A 13,054-nucleotide genomic window follows, 5' to 3' on the forward strand; every position below is an offset into this window, starting at 1 on the left:
ATCGCCGCCGGCAGCACGATGGTGCGGGTCGGGACAGCGGTCTTCGGCGGCCGCAGCTACGCGCCGGCCGGCTGAGCCGTTCCAGCGGTCAGGGCGACCGCACCGATCCGCCGGTGCATTCGGGACCCAGCCAGCGGCCGCTGGCGTTGTGCGCATTGGCGTCGGTCGTGCCCTGCGCGCCGTGGCTGGACTGCATGCGCAGCGTGTAGGCCTCGGGGCTGGCGAAGGTGTAGGCACCCTCCCCGCTCGACGGCGGCTGGGTACAGACGTACCGCAGATGCTGGCTGTTGCCGACGCGCGGCAGCACCTGCGCGGTGCAGCGGTCGCCGACGGTGGTCGGCAGGGCGTTGCGGGCGATCATGTCGCGGGTGATGCAGACCCGGCGGGTGCTGGTGCCGTCGGGGCCAAGCCGGCTCTGCCGCTCCAGCTGCGCTTCGGCCTGCCGGCGCTGGGCTGCCGGCATCGACGCCATGCGGCGCTGCAGCTCCGCCATCGCGTGGCCGACCGTACCGCCGGCGGGCACCGTCGTCACCTCCCACAGGCCGGGCCGCATCGTCTGCGCACCGGCGGCGGAAGCAGCGCTGGAGAGAACTGCGGCCACGAAAAACGGCAGGAAGCGGACGGGCAGCATCGACGATCTCCGGCGGGGACGGGCGGCCATGGTAGCGCCGACCTGCCGTGCACCCGTCCCGCAGTGCATACGTGGCGCGGATCGCACGGACGCCGCAGGCGCGGAACGGTCGGGGCGCGTTATCGCCGCACCAGCGTCGCCTGGCCGAACAGGCTGGCGACCAGCTCCACCGCGACTTCCGCGGTCCGGTTGCGCACGTCGAGCGCCGGGTTGACCTCCACCACGTCGAGCGAGCCGAGCCGGCCGCTGTCGGCGATCATTTCCATGCAGAGCTGCATCTCGCGGTAGGTCGGGCCGCCGCGCACTGCGGTGCCGACCCCCGGCGCGTCGGCCGGATCGAGGCAGTCCACGTCGAAACTCACATGCAGATGCGTACGGTCGTCCAGGTCGATCAGCGCCTCGGTGATCGCGGCGCGCATGCCGTGCTCGTCGATGAAGCGCATGTCGAACGCCGACAGGCCCAGCTGGCGGATCGCCTGCTTCTCTTGTGCATCGACGCTGCGCAGGCCGACGAAGTCGATCGCGTCCGGCGCCAGCGCCGCCGGCGCGCCGCTCCAGCCGGTCAGCGCCGCCGGGCCGTGGCCGAGCAGGCACGAGACCGGCATGCCGTGCAGGTTGCCGCTCGGGCTGGAGGCCGGCACATTGACGTCGGCATGCGCGTCGAGCCACAGCACCCGCAGCGGCCGGCCGTGCGCGCGGCAATGGGCCGCCACCGCGCTGATCGAGCCGACCGCCAGGCAGTGGTCGCCGCCCATCAGCAGCGGCCTTGCGCCGTCGGCGAGCGCGGCCACCACCGCGTCGAACACCGCCCGGTTCCAGGCCACCACGCCGTCGAGGTGGCGCAGGCCGCCGACCGGCACGTCCCACGGCGTGGGCGGTCCGGCGAGGTTGCCGGCGTCGGTCACCGACAGGCCGAGCGCCTTCAGCGTCTCGGTAAGGCCCGCCACCCGCAGCGCGTCCGGACCCATGCCGCAGCCGCGCACGCCGGCGCCGATGTCGGTCGGGGCGCCGATCAGGCGGAGGCGGTCGGGCGGGACGAAGGCGGTCATGGCGGACGGTCGGTGGCGGGCGGTCAATGGTCCGCCGCCGCGGGCCTCAGCCGGTAACAAGCCGGAACGCCAGCGGCACCAGCAGCGCCGCCAGCACCACCTGCAGGCCCAGCGCCAGGCCCGCGTAGGCACCGGCGTCCGGATCGACCTGCAGCGCGCGCGCTGCGCCGATGCCGTGCGCCGCGGTGCCGAGCGCGAACCCGCGCGCCGCCCATCCATCGGCATCGGTCGGGATGCGCAGCAGCGCGAACAGCGCCTTGCCGCTCAGCGCCCCGACCAGTCCGGTCAGCACCGCGAACACCGCCGCCAGGGCCGGCACGCCGCCGATCGCCTGGGCGATGCCCATCGCCACCGGCGCAGTAACCGACTTGGGCACCAGCGACAGCACGACCGCGCGCGGCAGGCCGACGGCCCAGGCCAGCGCCACCGCGCTCGCGCCGGCCGCCAGGCCGCCGGCGAGCGCTGCCAGCAGCAGCCGGCCCCAGCGCGCCCGCAGCGCCGCCCGGCGCTGCCACATCGGCCAGGCGAGGGCGACCACCGCCGGCCCGAGCAGGAAATGGATGAACTGCGCGCCGGCGAAATAGTTCGGGTACGGCACGCCCGATGCCAGCAGGCCCCCGGCCAGCGCCAGCACGCTCCACAGCACCGGGTTGGCCCACACCGCCTGACCCGACCGCGCGTAGAGCGCCTGGGCCAGCAGGTACACCACCAGCGTCGCCGTCAGCCCGAACAGCGGCGACGACGACAGGTAGACCCAGAGTTCGACGAAGTCAGGCACCGCGCCCCTCCCCGTCCACTGGCGGCCGTGGCGGCTTTTCCGCCGGCCGGTCGCGCAGCGCGTGCAGCACGCCGACCGTCACTGCGAGACCGACCCAGGTCGACAACACGACGACCGCCAGGATGCGAGCGCCATAGCTCTGCAGCAACGACAGGTGCGTCATCACGCCCACGCCCACCGGCACGAACAGCAGCGACAGATGCGACAGCAGGAAGTCCGCACAGGCCGCGACGGTACCGCGCACCGCCGGATGGAACAGGCCACCGAACAGCAGCAGCATGCCGAGCACCGGGCCGGGCAGCGGCAGGGCGAGTGCGTGCGACAGCGCCTCGCCGACCGACTGGAACACCAGCAGCCAGGCCAGTCCGCGCAGCGGCGCCATCGCAGCCGTCCCCTGGCCTAGAAACGCGGCAGGTCCGGATGCGCGATCCGGCCGCCGCGCACCAGCATCTTTCCGTACTCGGCGCAGCGCTGCAGCGTCGGCACCACCTTGCCCGGGTTGAGCAGGCCCCGGGTGTCGAACGCATGCTTCACGCCGAACATCTGGGCGTTCTCCTCCGGCGAGAACTGCACGCACATGCTGTTGAGCTTCTCGACGCCCACGCCGTGCTCGCCGGTCACGGTGCCGCCCATCGCGACGCTGGTCTCCAGGATGTCGGCGCCGAACAGCTCGCAGCGGTGCAGCTGGTCGGGGTCGTTCGCATCGAACAGGATCAGCGGATGCAGGTTGCCGTCGCCGGCATGGAACACGTTCGCGCAGCGCAGGCCATACTTCCGCTCCATCGCCTGGATCGCGATCAGGATGTCGGCCAGCCGCTTGCGGGGAATGGTCGAGTCCATGCACATGTAGTCGGGGCTGATCCGGCCCGAGGCGGGGAACGCATTCTTGCGGCCGCTCCAGAACCGCAGCCGCTCGGCCTCGTCCTGGCTCACGGTGATCGCGGTGGCGCCGCAGTCGCGCAGCACCGCGGACATGCGGCCGATCTCCTCCTCCACCTCCTCGGGCGTGCCGTCGGATTCGCAGAGCAGGATCGCCTCGGCGCTCAGGTCGTAGCCGGCGTGCACGAAGTCCTCGACCGCGGCGGTCATCGGCTTGTCCATCATCTCGAGGCCGGCCGGGATGATGCCGGCGGCGATCACCGCGGCCACCGCGTCGCCGGCCTTCTGCAGGTCGTCGAAGCTGGCCATGATGCAGCGCGCGAGCTGAGGCTTGGGCACCAGGCGCACCGTCACCTCGGTGGTGACGGCGAGCATGCCCTCGCTGCCGACCAGAACCGCCAGCAGGTCCAGGCCGGCGGCGTCGAGCGCCTCGCTGCCGAACTCGACCGGTTCGCCCTCGGCGGTGAAGCCGCGCACCCGCAGCACGGTGTGCACCGTCAGGCCGTATTTCAGGCAGTGCACACCGCCCGAGTTCTCGGCCACGTTGCCGCCGATGGTGCAGGCGATCTGGCTCGACGGGTCGGGCGCGTAGTACAGGCCGTAGGGCGCGGCCGCCTCGCTGATCGCGAGGTTGCGCACGCCGCACTGCACGACGGCAGTGCGCGCCAGCGGATCGACTTTCAGGATGCGGTTGAAGCGCGCCAGCGACAGCGTCACGCCGTGTGCGTGCGGCATCGCGCCGCCCGACAGGCCGGTGCCCGCGCCGCGGGCGACCACCGGCACGCCGAGCCGGTGGCAGGTGCGCAGCACCGCCTGCACCTGCGCCTCGGTCTCGGGCAGGGCGACGCACATCGGCCGCTGACGGTAGGCGGTCAGGCCGTCGCATTCGTAGGGCGTCGTGTCTTCCGGCGTCCACAGGATCGAATGCTCAGGCAAATCAGCCTGCAGCGCCCGCACCACCTGCGTCTGCAGCTCACTTTTCGATAGCGCGGGCGCGGGAGTGTCGGCGAGGGCGTGGGTCATGGGCGGATTGTCGCCAAGCCCCGCGCAGCGCGGCGTGAAATTTGTGCAGCCCGCGGCGCCGAAAGCTTCGCGCGCCCGGCCTCGGCGGTCACGCGGCTGCGACGAGGCTGAACACCCCCGCGTCCGCCAGGCGAGCCGCCTCGGCATGCACCAGGTCGGCGACCACCGCGGTCGCGGAGGCGTCGGCGCGCTCGACACGGGTCGCCAGCACCAGCATGCGATGCAGTTGGGCGCCAGCGATGGCCGACAGCCGGGCGCCGCTGCCGCGCGGCGCCTGGAACACCGACACCGGCATCACCGTGGCCCGTCGGCCCTGCAGCACCAGTTCGCGGATCGCATCGACCGAGTCGATCTCGGCTTCGACCTGCAGCCGGCCGCCGAGCGGTGCGAGCGCCCGCTCGACGATGCCACGGTGCAGGCCGGTCATCAGCAGCGGCACCCGGGCCAGCTCCGCCAGCGTCACCGTGGCCGGCAGCCCCCGCGCGGCCGGCGTGACCAGCACGAAGGGCTCGGCCAGCAGCGGCTGCAGCGCCAGGCCGCGCTGCGGCGGCGGATTGGTCGCGACCGCCATGTCGATGCGGCCCCGCTCCAGTCCCTCCAGCAGCTGCGGTGTGAACGCCTCGCGCACCACCAGCCGCACGCCGGCCAGGCTGCGGTGGCAGCGCTCGAACACGCCGGGCAGCAGCACCGGCGCGAGCGTCGGCGAGACGCCGAGCACCACCGTCGCCTCGGTGGCGATGTCGCGGCTGCCCGCGAGGTGCTGGCGCACCCGCGACGCCTCGGCGAGCATGCGCCGCGCCGACGCATAGAGCGTTGCGCCGTCCTGCGTCAGCCGCACGCCGCGCGGTCCGCGCTGCAGCAGTGCCACGCCGAGCTCCGCCTCCAGGTCGCGCATCTGCCGGGTGAGCGCCGGCTGCGCGATCGCGACCGCGGCGGCCGCGGCGGTGAAGCTGCCGGCGTCGGCGATCGCGACGAAGTAGCCGAGGGTGCGCAGGTTCATCGCCGCGCAACGGAATTCACACCGCATGCCATAGCAGCATGATATGGCTGCGCGCGCAAACGGCATTGGACGCTCCTGCAGCGGCTTCCTAGACTGAGGTGGTCCCCTTCCCTGCCGCCATGACGACCACGCATTCCGCCCCGCCCGCCTCCCCGTCCCCCACCCGTACCGTGCCGAGCGGGCAGCTGCGGGATTTCACCGCCCGCGCCTTTGTCCGCGTCGGCCTGCCGCAAACCGATGCAGACACGATCGCCGACCTGATGGCGCAGGCCGACCTGCAGGGCTCCGACGGCCACGGCATCATCCGGCTGCCGCAGTATGTGCAGCGGATCGAGGCCGGCGGCATCGCGCTGCGGCCGGACATCCGGATCGTCGAGGAACGCGCCGCCACCGCAGTGGTCGATGGCGGCAACGGCATGGGCCACCTGGTGGTGTCGCGCGCGGTGGAGATCGCGATCGAGAAGGCGCGGACTGCCGGCGTCGCCTGGGTCGGCACCCGCGCCAGCAACCATGCCGGACCGGCATCGCTCTACGCCCGCATGCCGGTGGCGCACGACATGATCGGCCTCTACTTCGCGGTCGGCAACGCCAACCACCTGCCGCCCTGGGGCGGCATGGAGATGCTGCTGTCGACCAACCCGATCGCCGCCGGTATCCCGGCCGGCGACGAGCCGCCGATCGTGCTCGACATGGCGACCACCGTCGCCGCCTACGGCAAGGTGAAAGCCAAGGCCAAGCGCGGCGAGCCGATGCCCGAGGGCTGGATGATCGACCGCCAGGGCCGGCCGCTGACCGACCCGCACCGCGCGCACGAGGGCTTCCTGCTGCCGATCGGCGGCCACAAGGGCTACGGCCTGGCGCTGATCGTCGGGCTCCTGGCGGGCACGCTGCAGGGCGCGGCGATGGGCCGCGACGTGATCGATTTCAACGCCGACCACACGACGCCCACCAACACCGGCCAGGCGATCCTGGTGATCGACCTCGCGGCCTTCGGCGGCGCCGGACCTTTCAAGGCGGCGGTGGACCGGCTGGTGCGCGACATCCGCGACAGCGAACGCCTGCCGGGCGTGGAGCGCATCTGGCTGCCGGGTGAGCAGAGCCACGGCCGCCGCGCGGACTACGCCGCACACGGCGTGCCGGTGGCCGCCGGCGTGCTCGCCGACCTCGACCGGCTGGCCGCGCGCCTCGGCATCGCGCCGCTGGACGGCGGCTGACCGGCGACCGCGGCCGGCCACCCCGACACCAACGACAGGAGACACCCGCATGACCGCCCTCGCCCGCCTCGCCACTGCCGCCTGCCTGGCTTTCGCCGCCTTCGCCGCGTCCGCCCAGGGCGCCTACCCGACCAAGCCGATCCGCACCGTCATCCCGCTGGCGGCAGGCAGCGCGGTGGACAACGGCGCCCGCGTGCTGCTGCAGCGCATGGGGACCGAGCTCGGCCAGTCCTTCGTGCTGGAGAACATCCCTGGCTCGGCCGGCCTGATCGGTGCGGAGCGGGTCGCCAAGGCGGCACCCGACGGCTACACCATCGGCGCCTTCAACGACAGCGTGCTGACGATGGTGCCGCACATCTATCCGAAAGCCGGCTGGGACGCCCTGACCGACTTCGTGCCGGTGTCGCTGGTCGGCACCATCGAATGGGGGCTGGTGGTGAAGCCCGAGTCGCCGTACCGCACGGTGGCCGACTTCGTGCAGGCGGCCAAGGCCCAGCCGGGCAAGCTCAACTACGGCTCGGGCGGCAACGGCAGCCCGCAGCACCTGGCGATGGCGATGTTCGCGACGCGCGCCGGCATCGACGTGACGCACGTGCCCTACAAGGGCGCGACGCCCGCCGCGATCGCGGTGGCCGGCGGCGAGGTCGATGCCGCCTTCCAGGGCCTGGGCACCGTCACCTCGCTGATCCAGGGCGGCAAGCTGCGGCTGCTGGCGGTCTCCACGCCGCAGCGGCTGCCGCAGTACCCGAACGTGCCGACGGTCGCCGAATCGGGCGTGCCGGACTTCTTCTTCAACTCCTGGTTCGCGCTCGTCGCGCCCAAGGGCACGCCCCGGCCGGTGGTCGACCGGCTGACCGGCGCGATGCGCGTGTCGCTTGACGATCCCGAAACGCGGCGCCAGCTGACCGGCCTGGGCATCACGCTGCGCGGCACCTCGCCCGAAGAGTTCGGCCGCGCGCTACGCGACCAGTACGCGCTCTACGGCCGGGTGATCCAGAACAACGCCATCAAAGCCGACTGACACCCATGGACCCCCGCCCGATGCCTGCACCCGACACCGCCGCCGCAGCGGCCATCCTCCATCCCGCCGACCTGAAGGCCTACGAGCGCGGCGGCGGCGCCCGCACCATCCCGCTGGTCTCGGCGAAGCTGGGCGCCACCGCCTTCATCAACGGCATCACCGAATTCAGCCCCGGCGCGCAGATCCCCTGGCACTTCCACAACTGCGAGGAAAGCGTGATGCTGCTGGAGGGCGACGCGCAGTTCGACATCGGCGACACCCACCACCGGCTGGTGCCGCAGGACACCACCTTCATCCCCGCCGGCGTGCCGCACCGCTTCCGCAACCTGTCGGCCACCCAGGGCATGAAGATCCTCTGGATCTACGGCCGGGTCGACGCCACCCGCACCCTGGTGGAGACCGGCGAGACGCGGGCGGTGAGCGCCGAGCACGTCTGACGCGACAGGCGCACGCGACCGGCCTCACTAAGATAGGCCGATGACCTCCCCGCCGACCGCCGCACCGCGCTTCTGGGCCGACCTGCGCACCACCGACTTCATGCGTCGCGCGGCCGACGGCCGCGCCGCCCGCACGGTGGCGGTGCTGCCGGTCGCCGCGACCGAGCAGCACGGCCCGCACCTGCCGCTGTGCGTGGACACCGCCCTGCTCGACGGCGTGATCGCCGCTTCCCTGCCGCTGCTGCCCGACACGCTGGAGGCGCTGTTTCTGCCGACGCAGGCAGTCGGCTTCAGCCCCGAGCACCTGGCCTTCCCGGGCACGCTTAGCTTCAGCGCCGAGACGGTGCTGCGGGTCTGGACCGAGATCGGCGAGGCGGTGGCCCGCGCCGGCATGCAGAAGCTGCTGATCTTCAACGGCCACGGCGGCAACGTCGGCGCGATGGACCTGGTGTCGCGCGACCTGCGCGCCCGCTGCGGGCTGCTCGTCTACAGCGCGAGCTGGTTCTCGCTGCCGCTGCCGGCGGAGGTGGAATCGCTGTTCCCCGCGACCGAGCACCGCTTCGGCATCCATGCCGGCGACATCGAGACCTCGATGATGCTGGCGCTGCGGCCCGACCGGGTCGACATGGCGGCGGCGCGCGACTTCCCCTCCACCTCGCAGGCGCGGGCGGCGCGCTACCCGATCCTCGGCAACGGCCGCAGCGCCAAGCTCGGCTGGCAGATGCAGGACTACCACCCGCAGGGCGCGGTCGGCAACGCCGCCGCGGCGACGGCGGAGAAGGGGCGCGCGGTGATCGGCGCGGCGGCGCAGCAGCTCGCGGCGCTGCTGCAGGAGATCGCCGACCTGCCGGCCGACACGCTGGTCGCGCGGCCGGCCGACCCCGACCCGGCCGCGTGATGCCGCCCCTCGTCGCCCGCGTCCTGTTTCCCGCGCTGTTCGTCTGGATCTGGTCCACCGGCTTCCTGGTGGGGCGGGCGGTCGGGCCGCATGCGGATTCTTCGCTGTTCCTCACGCTGCGCTTCCTCGCGGTCGCGGCGATCTTCACCGCGATCGCGCTGGCGATGCGCGCGCCGTGGCCGCGCCGGCCGCGCCAGATCGCGGTGCACCTGGCTGCCGGCGCGCTGATGAACGGCGTCTACCTGGGTCCGAGCTGGTGGGCGATGTCGCACGGGTTGCCGGCCGGCGTGATGGCGCTGATCGGCGCGCTGCAGCCGCTCTTCACCGCGCTGATCGCGGCGCTGGTGCTGGGGGCGTCGCTCGGACGCACGGTGTGGACGGGCCTCGCGGTCGGCTTCGCCGGCGTGGCGCTGGTGCTGCTGCCGCGGCTGGCGGCGGGTGCGGCGGTGCCGCTGTCGCCCTGGGTGGTGGCGGCCGGGGTGTTCGGCATCTTCTCGCTCACCGTCGGCTCGATGGTGCAGAAGTCGCCCGACGCGGTGGCCGACATCCGCAGCGCCAGCGCGATCCAGAGCCTGGGCGGTGCCGCGGTCACCGCTGTGCTGGCGTTCATGATCGGCGACTTCCGCTGGGACCATGCGCCGGCGCTGTGGTTCGCCTTCGGCTGGTCGGTGATCGTGCTGTCGCTGGTCGGCACGACGCTGCTGATCTGGCTGATGCGCCGCGGTGAGGCGACCCGCACCGCGGCCCTGCTGCTGCTGGTGCCGCCACTGGCGGCGGTCGAATCCTGGGCGCTGCTCGGCGAGACGCTGACGCCGGTGCAGATCGGCGGGTTCGTGCTGGCGATCGCGGGTGTGGCGATGGCGCGGCGGGCGCGCTGACCGGCGCCGTTTCACGCCGTTTTCGGGCGCCAGCGCCCGTCCCGCCTGCGCAACCAGCTATCTTTTCGATAGCTGTCGATCCGGTTGCCCGCCGACGGCGACGACCGTGCCGGCCAGCGCCTCCAGCAATGCGCGCAGCGCCGCCACCGCGCCCGGGGCGTCGCCCATCTGCGCCTGCACCACGGCGCCGTCGAACGCGACCACCGCAGCCCGGGCGCAGCGGGCACCCGCGTCGCCCGGCGGCAGCAGCAGGGCGACGACATCGGCCATCGCCTGCTTGTGGGCGGCGGCCTGTGCCGTGGCACGGGGCAGCGTCCCGCCGACCTCCGCCACCGCATTGACGAAGGCGCAGCCGCGGAAGGCCGGGTCGGCGCACCACTCGTCCAGCACGTCGGCCAGCAGCGGCAGCGCCCGGCCGTCGGCCGGCAGGTCGGCCGCGCCGCGGCGGCCGAGCGCATCGACGAACCAGGCCATCCAGCGGTCGTGCCGGTAGTCGAGGAAGGCTTCCACCAACAGGTCCTTGCTGGCGAAGTGCCGATAGAACGTCAGCTTGGCCACGCCCGAGGCGGCGATCACCCGGTCGATGCCGGTGGCGCGGATGCCCTCGCGGTAGAAGAGGTCGTGGGCAGTGAGCAGGATCCGGTCGCGGGCCGGCAGCGAGGCGATGTCCATCGGCCGATTGTAGACAGACCTGTCTACCTGCGGTATGGTCGGCACTGCATGTAGACAGATCTGTCTACATGCAGCCCGTTCCACTCACTCCCTCGATTCGAGGACACCGCCATGACGACCCGCCCGCCCCTGCCACCCTTCACCCCCGCCACCGCCGCCGAGAAGGTCCGGCTGGCCGAGGACGGCTGGAACTCCCGCGACCCCGACCGGATCGTGCTGGCCTACACCGAGGACACGGTCTGGCGCAACCGCGCGGAATTCCCGGTCGGCCGCGAGCAGGCGCGGGCCCTGCTGCAGCGCAAGTGGGCCCGCGAGCTGGACTACCGCCTCATCAAGGAACTGTGGGCCTGCGCCGGCCACCGCATCGCCGTGCGCTTCGCGTACGAATGGCACGACGACGCCGGGAACTGGTTCCGCAGCTACGGCAACGAGAACTGGGAGTTCGCCGACGACGGCCTGATGCACCGCCGCTTCGCCAGCATCAACGACCGGCCGATCCGGCCGGAGGAGCGGCTCTTCCACTGGCCGCTCGGCCGCCGGCCGGACGACCATCCGGGCCTGAGCGCGCTCGGCCTGTGACGCGCCGGGGCGTGCCGGCACAGCCATTGCTTGCCCGTCCAGGATGAGTCTTTCCCCTCCGACCGCCGCCGCCGCCGCACCTTCCGACCTGGCCGACCCGGGCAGCGCCTGGACCCGCCAGCTCGGCCTGCTGCTGGAATCCACCGGCGAGGGCATCTTCGGTGTCGGGCTCGACGGCCACTGCGTCTTCATCAACCGGGCCGGCGCTGCCCTGCTCGGCTACGAGGCGGCCGAGGTGCTCGGCCGCGACATGCACGCGCTGACCCACCATTCCTATGAAGACGGCTCGTCCTACCCCGACTCCGCCTGCCCGATCTTCCGCGCCTTCCGCCGCGGCCAGCCCTGCCGCATCGACACCGAGGTGTTCTGGCGGCGCGACGGCAGCGCCTTTCCGGTGGAGTATTCGAGCCATCCGATCCTCGACGGCACCAAGGTGCGCGGCGCCGTCATCACCTTCGTCGACATCACCGAACGCCGGCGGCTGACCACCGCGCTGCAGCAGTCGCGCGACGCGCTCGAGCAGCGGGTCGCCGCCCGCACGGCCGAGCTGACCGCCGCCCTGCAGGAACTGCGGGCCCTGTCCGCATGGACCGATTCGGTCCGCGAGGAGGAGCGCACCCGGATCGCCCGCGAGGTGCACGACGAGCTGGGCAGCCTGCTGGTGGCGCTGAAGATGGATGTCGCCTGGCTGGACAAGCGCCTGGCCGAGCTGCCCGCCCCGGCCGCCGGCTCGCAGCAGGACCTGCGCCCGGCGATGCGCCACAAGTGCGCGGGCATGACCACGCTGATCGAGGGCGCGGTCGACAACGTCGGCCGGATCATCACCGACCTGCGCCCGAGCATCCTCGACCACCAGGGCCTCTGGGCCGCGCTGGAATGGCAGGCCCACGATTTCGCGCAGGCCGCGGAACTGGTGCTCGACTGGGACCTGCAGGTCGCCGGCAGCCCGGAGCCCGACGGGCCGGCCGCGACGGCGGTGTTCCGCATCTTCCAGGAAATGCTCTCCAACGTCGCCCGCCATGCCCGGGCCCGGCGCGTGCGGGTGGCGATCGCCGCCGCGGCCGGCGCGCTGACCCTGTCGGTCGAGGACGACGGCGTCGGCGCCGCGCTGCAGGCGTTCGAGGCCCCCACCTCCTACGGCGTGCGCGGCATGCGGGAGCGGGCCCGGCACTTCGGCGGCACCCTCGCGATCGACAGCCGACCCGGCCGCGGCAGCCGCTTCCGCCTGTGCATGCCGCTGCAGGACGCCTGACATGCAGCACGCGATCCGCATCCTCATCGGCGACGACCACCGCATCGTGCGCGAGGGCCTGAAGCAGGTCATGCGCGACATGTCCAACGGCCCGCCCGAGATCCACGTGATGGCCGAGGCCGAGACCGGCCCGGGCGTGCTGGCGCAGGTCGCCGCCCTCGACGGTCCCCGCGGCCTCGACCTGGTGCTGCTCGACATCGGCCTGCCGGAGCGCGACGGCCTCGACGTGCTGCAGGCGCTGCGCGATGCTTGGCCGACGCTCCCGGTCCTGATGCTCTCGACCTACCCCGAGAACCAGTATGCGGTGCGCTGTATCCGGCTCGGTGCGGCCGGCTACCTGCACAAGAGCGCCGATCCCGACACGATGGTGGCCGCGGTGCGCAAGGCGGCAGCGGGCGGGCGCTACGTCTCGGCCACGACGGCCGAGGCGCTGGCCACGGCGGTCGGCGGCGGTTCGGCCACCGAGGCGCTGTCGCACCGGGAGCACCAGGTGTTCCGCCTGCTCATCGTCGGGCGTTCGGTGAGCGAAATCGGTGCACAGCTGGGCTTGGCGTCCAACACGGTCAGCACCTACCGGGCGCGCATCCTGGACAAGACCGGCACGAAGAACGACGTGGAACTCGCGCTGTACGCCGAACGCCTCGGCCGGAACCCGCCGGCGGCCTGACCGGACGCGACCGGCACGGCCCGGCGGCAGCTGCGTCGGGCGCCGTGTAGTGCCCGCCCTACAACGCATGGCGGGA

The 13,054-nt window shown here is 72.8% G+C and carries 15 protein-coding genes; 8 read left to right on the top strand and 7 right to left on the bottom strand.

The features are described from left to right. Positions 1 to 88: 88 nt before the first annotated feature. The 6 genes from QZ500_RS04690 to QZ500_RS04715 form a co-directional block, all read right to left on the bottom strand. Positions 89 to 631 carry a DUF3617 domain-containing protein gene (locus QZ500_RS04690; RefSeq protein ID WP_295851475.1) on the bottom strand — a complete coding sequence of 181 codons (543 nt, stop codon included), beginning with the start codon at positions 629 to 631 and terminating at the stop codon, positions 89 to 91. Positions 632 to 750: 119 nt separating this feature from the next. Further along, positions 751 to 1,680: an arginase gene (gene rocF, locus QZ500_RS04695; RefSeq protein ID WP_295851481.1), complete on the bottom strand. Its 930-nt coding sequence runs from the start codon at positions 1,678 to 1,680 to the stop codon at positions 751 to 753. 46 nt (positions 1,681 to 1,726) lie between these two features. Continuing rightward, positions 1,727 to 2,458, bottom strand: coding sequence for an LrgB family protein (locus QZ500_RS04700; RefSeq protein ID WP_295851484.1), 732 nt, complete (start codon positions 2,456 to 2,458; stop codon positions 1,727 to 1,729). Next, positions 2,451 to 2,840: a CidA/LrgA family protein gene (locus QZ500_RS04705; protein WP_295851487.1), complete on the bottom strand. Its 390-nt coding sequence runs from the start codon at positions 2,838 to 2,840 to the stop codon at positions 2,451 to 2,453. The genes QZ500_RS04700 and QZ500_RS04705 overlap by 8 nt, the downstream gene beginning before the upstream one ends. 17 nt (positions 2,841 to 2,857) lie before the next feature. Then, positions 2,858 to 4,360, bottom strand: coding sequence for an FAD-linked oxidase C-terminal domain-containing protein (locus tag QZ500_RS04710; RefSeq protein ID WP_295851488.1), 1,503 nt, complete (start codon positions 4,358 to 4,360; stop codon positions 2,858 to 2,860). Positions 4,361 to 4,448: 88 nt separating this feature from the next. Beyond that, positions 4,449 to 5,360, bottom strand: a complete 912-nt coding sequence (locus tag QZ500_RS04715; RefSeq protein ID WP_295851489.1) for a LysR family transcriptional regulator — start codon at positions 5,358 to 5,360, stop codon at positions 4,449 to 4,451. A gap of 119 nt (positions 5,361 to 5,479) precedes the next feature. On the opposite strand from QZ500_RS04715, the gene QZ500_RS04720 reads away from it, so the two are divergent. The 5 genes from QZ500_RS04720 to QZ500_RS04740 are packed head-to-tail and all read left to right on the top strand — an operon-like array spanning position 5,480 to position 9,808. Continuing rightward, entirely contained in the window at positions 5,480 to 6,574 is a 1,095-nt protein-coding gene (locus tag QZ500_RS04720; protein ID WP_295851491.1) for an Ldh family oxidoreductase, read from the top strand. A 49-nt stretch (positions 6,575 to 6,623) separates the two neighbouring features. Next, entirely contained in the window at positions 6,624 to 7,595 is a 972-nt protein-coding gene (locus QZ500_RS04725) for a tripartite tricarboxylate transporter substrate binding protein (RefSeq protein WP_295851493.1), read from the top strand. Between the two features lie 20 nt (positions 7,596 to 7,615). Next, positions 7,616 to 8,032: a cupin domain-containing protein gene (locus QZ500_RS04730; protein WP_295851495.1), complete on the top strand. Its 417-nt coding sequence runs from the start codon at positions 7,616 to 7,618 to the stop codon at positions 8,030 to 8,032. Positions 8,033 to 8,072: 40 nt separating this feature from the next. Beyond that, positions 8,073 to 8,930 (top strand): creatininase family protein, encoded by an 858-nt coding sequence (locus QZ500_RS04735; RefSeq protein ID WP_295851498.1) that lies wholly within the window; start codon positions 8,073 to 8,075, stop codon positions 8,928 to 8,930. Further along, complete coding sequence (locus QZ500_RS04740) at positions 8,930 to 9,808, top strand: DMT family transporter (RefSeq protein ID WP_295851500.1); 879 nt, start codon at positions 8,930 to 8,932, stop codon at positions 9,806 to 9,808. The genes QZ500_RS04735 and QZ500_RS04740 overlap by 1 nt, the downstream gene beginning before the upstream one ends. 57 nt (positions 9,809 to 9,865) lie before the next feature. Here the strand turns inward: QZ500_RS04740 and QZ500_RS04745 are convergent, their stop codons facing one another. Continuing rightward, positions 9,866 to 10,480 (bottom strand): TetR/AcrR family transcriptional regulator, encoded by a 615-nt coding sequence (locus QZ500_RS04745; protein WP_295851503.1) that lies wholly within the window; start codon positions 10,478 to 10,480, stop codon positions 9,866 to 9,868. Positions 10,481 to 10,591: 111 nt separating this feature from the next. Between QZ500_RS04745 and QZ500_RS04750 the strand changes: the two genes are divergently transcribed. The 3 genes from QZ500_RS04750 to QZ500_RS04760 are packed head-to-tail and all read left to right on the top strand — an operon-like array spanning position 10,592 to position 12,978. Further along, positions 10,592 to 11,059, top strand: coding sequence for a nuclear transport factor 2 family protein (locus QZ500_RS04750; protein ID WP_295851506.1), 468 nt, complete (start codon positions 10,592 to 10,594; stop codon positions 11,057 to 11,059). A gap of 43 nt (positions 11,060 to 11,102) precedes the next feature. Continuing rightward, positions 11,103 to 12,311, top strand: coding sequence for a PAS domain S-box protein (locus QZ500_RS04755; RefSeq protein WP_295851508.1), 1,209 nt, complete (start codon positions 11,103 to 11,105; stop codon positions 12,309 to 12,311). 1 nt (position 12,312) lies between these two features. Then, the gene (locus QZ500_RS04760; RefSeq protein ID WP_295851509.1) at positions 12,313 to 12,978 is read left to right on the top strand and encodes a response regulator transcription factor; all 666 of its coding nucleotides are present in this window, start codon (positions 12,313 to 12,315) and stop codon (positions 12,976 to 12,978) included. Positions 12,979 to 13,054: the final 76 nt, after the last annotated feature.

Origin of the sequence: uncultured Xylophilus sp. (genome assembly GCA_913776965.1) — a bacterium.
GTDB lineage: Bacteria > Pseudomonadota > Gammaproteobacteria > Burkholderiales > Burkholderiaceae_C > Xylophilus.

Excerpts from the sequence above, each read along its gene's own strand:
- QZ500_RS04690 (WP_295851475.1), bottom strand. The coding sequence starts at position 631 with ATGCTGCCCGTCCGCTTCCTGCCGTTTTTCGTGGCCGCAGTTCTCTCC.
- rocF (WP_295851481.1), bottom strand. The coding sequence starts at position 1,680 with ATGACCGCCTTCGTCCCGCCCGACCGCCTCCGCCTGATCGGCGCCCCG.
- QZ500_RS04705 (WP_295851487.1), bottom strand. The coding sequence starts at position 2,840 with ATGGCGCCGCTGCGCGGACTGGCCTGGCTGCTGGTGTTCCAGTCGGTC.
- QZ500_RS04710 (WP_295851488.1), bottom strand. The coding sequence starts at position 4,360 with ATGACCCACGCCCTCGCCGACACTCCCGCGCCCGCGCTATCGAAAAGT.
- QZ500_RS04715 (WP_295851489.1), bottom strand. The coding sequence starts at position 5,360 with ATGAACCTGCGCACCCTCGGCTACTTCGTCGCGATCGCCGACGCCGGC.
- QZ500_RS04720 (WP_295851491.1), top strand. The coding sequence starts at position 5,480 with ATGACGACCACGCATTCCGCCCCGCCCGCCTCCCCGTCCCCCACCCGT.
- QZ500_RS04725 (WP_295851493.1), top strand. The coding sequence starts at position 6,624 with ATGACCGCCCTCGCCCGCCTCGCCACTGCCGCCTGCCTGGCTTTCGCC.
- QZ500_RS04730 (WP_295851495.1), top strand. The coding sequence starts at position 7,616 with ATGCCTGCACCCGACACCGCCGCCGCAGCGGCCATCCTCCATCCCGCC.
- QZ500_RS04735 (WP_295851498.1), top strand. The coding sequence starts at position 8,073 with ATGACCTCCCCGCCGACCGCCGCACCGCGCTTCTGGGCCGACCTGCGC.
- QZ500_RS04740 (WP_295851500.1), top strand. The coding sequence starts at position 8,930 with ATGCCGCCCCTCGTCGCCCGCGTCCTGTTTCCCGCGCTGTTCGTCTGG.
- QZ500_RS04745 (WP_295851503.1), bottom strand. The coding sequence starts at position 10,480 with ATGGACATCGCCTCGCTGCCGGCCCGCGACCGGATCCTGCTCACTGCC.
- QZ500_RS04750 (WP_295851506.1), top strand. The coding sequence starts at position 10,592 with ATGACGACCCGCCCGCCCCTGCCACCCTTCACCCCCGCCACCGCCGCC.
- QZ500_RS04755 (WP_295851508.1), top strand. The coding sequence starts at position 11,103 with ATGAGTCTTTCCCCTCCGACCGCCGCCGCCGCCGCACCTTCCGACCTG.
- QZ500_RS04760 (WP_295851509.1), top strand. The coding sequence starts at position 12,313 with ATGCAGCACGCGATCCGCATCCTCATCGGCGACGACCACCGCATCGTG.